Annotated in this window: 2 protein-coding genes; both read left to right on the forward strand. The window is 68.3% G+C overall.

Going from position 1 to position 2199, the window contains the following annotated elements; genetic code table 11:
• Positions 1–673: GuaB3 family IMP dehydrogenase-related protein (locus tag RMO30_RS03470; RefSeq protein WP_309709554.1), on the forward strand; the 673-nt coding region annotated here is incomplete at its 5' end.
• 6 nt (positions 674–679) lie between these two features.
• Positions 680–2199, forward strand: a 1520-nt coding sequence (locus tag RMO30_RS03475; protein ID WP_309709556.1) for a glycerol-3-phosphate dehydrogenase/oxidase, incomplete at its 3' end; no start/stop codon positions are given.

Here is a 2199-nt window from a genome sequence, read left to right on the forward strand (position 1 = left end):
CATCGACGCCGGTGTCGACCTCTTCGTCATTCGCGGCACCACCGTGTCGGCCGAACACGTGAGCAAGGGCGTCGAACCCCTCAACCTGAAGAAGTTCATCTACGAGTTGGATGTTCCGGTCATCGTCGGCGGCGCCTCGACATACACGGCGGCGTTGCACCTCATGCGGACCGGCGCCGCGGGTGTTCTCGTCGGCTTCGGTGGCGGTGCCGCGTCGACTACCCGAAGCAGCCTCGGCATCCACGCCCCGATGGCGACAGCGGTGGCGGATGTCGCAGGCGCGCGCCGCGACTACCTCGACGAGTCCGGTGGACGCTACGTGCATGTCATCGCGGATGGCGGCCTCGGCACGAGTGGCGACATCGTGAAGGCGATCTCGGTCGGTGCCGACGCCGTGATGCTCGGCTCGACCCTCGCCCGCGCCGAGGAGGCGCCCGGCGGCGGTTGGCACTGGGGGTCGGAGGCGCGGCATCCGGAGCTTCCGCGCGGCCACCGCGTCGAGGTCGGAACGGTCGCTCCGCTCGAGAAGCTGCTGTTCGGCCCCGCCGACACCGCCGACGGTCGCATGAACCTGATCGGCGCCCTCCGTCGCTCGATGGCGACGACCGGGTATTCCGATCTCAAAGAGTTCCAGCGCGTCGAGGTCGTCATCGCGCCATACCACCAGGGCTAAGGACACATGATTCCACGCAAGACTGTCACCCGTTCGAACCGCCTCGGGCCCGATGAGCGTGCGTCGGCGATCGCCAACATGCGCGCCAAGGAGCTGGACATCCTGGTGATCGGCGGCGGAATCGTCGGCACGGGTGCCGCCCTTGACTCCGTGACGCGCGGCCTGCGCACCGGGCTGCTTGAGGCCCGCGACTGGGCGTCGGGTACCTCAAGCCGCAGCAGCAAACTGGTGCACGGCGGCATCCGCTATCTGGAGCAGCTGGACTTCCGCCTGGTGCGCGAAGCCCTCATCGAGCGCGGCCTGCTGTTGCAGCGGCTCGCCCCGCATCTGGTGAAGCCGGTGCGGTTCCTGTACCCGCTCACGAAGGGCCCTTTCGAGCGCGCCTACGTCGGGGCCGGGATGCTGCTCTACGACGCGTTCTCGTACACCGGCCTGCGGCCTCCCGGCGTTCCGCACCACCGGCACCTCACCCGGCGGCAACTGCTGAGGGCGGCGCCGAGCCTGCATCCGGACGCCTTCACGGGCGGGCTCACCTACTACGACGCGCAGGTGGATGACGCGCGGTATGTCGCGACGCTGGCCCGCACGGCGAGCTTCTACGGAGCCCATGTCGCGAGCCGGGTCGAGGTGATCGGGTTCCTCAAGGTCGGGCAGCGCGTCACCGGGGTGCTCGCAAAGGACAAAGAGACTGGCGAGGAGTTCGAAATCCTCGCCAAGCAGGTCGTCAACGCGACCGGGGTGTGGACCGACGACACCCAGGCCATGGTCGGCGAGCGGGGGCAGTTCAAGGTGCGGGCGTCGAAGGGTGTGCACCTCGTGGTGCCGCGCGACCGGTTCCAGAGCAAACTCGGGCTGCTGCTGCGCACCGAGAAGAGCGTGCTGTTCGTGATCCCGTGGGGGCGGCACTGGCTGATCGGCACGACCGACACCACGTGGGATCTCGATAAGGCCCACCCCGCGGCGACGGCGGCCGACATCGACTACCTGCTCGAGCACGTCAACTCGGTGCTCGCCACGAAACTCACCCGCGACGACGTCGAGGGCGTGTTCGCGGGGCTGCGTCCGCTGCTGGCCGGCGAGAGCGACGAGACGAGCAAACTGAGCCGCGAGCACATCGTCGCGCACACCGTTCCCGGGCTCGTGGTGGTGGCCGGCGGCAAGTGGACCACCTACCGCGTGATGGCGAAGGATGCCGTCGACGAAGCCGTGCGCGCGCTCGACGGGGTGATCTCAGAGAGCGTCACCGAGAACATCGGGCTGCTCGGCGCCGAAGGCTATGAGGCGGCGTGGAACAAGCGCCACAAGATCGCGAAGGCGTACTCGGTGCATCGCGTGAGGGTCGAGCACTTGCTGAACCGCTACGGCGTGATGACCGACGAGCTCCTCGACCTCATCCGCGACCGTCCGGAGCTCGCCGACCCGCTTCCCGGTGCCGACGACTACATCGGTGCAGAGATCGTCTACGCGGCAACGCACGAAGGCGCACTGCATCTGGATGATGTGCTCGCCCGCCGCACGCGCATCTC

This window comes from Pseudolysinimonas sp. (genome assembly GCF_031389465.1).
In the GTDB taxonomy this organism is placed as follows: domain Bacteria; phylum Actinomycetota; class Actinomycetes; order Actinomycetales; family Microbacteriaceae; genus Pseudolysinimonas_A.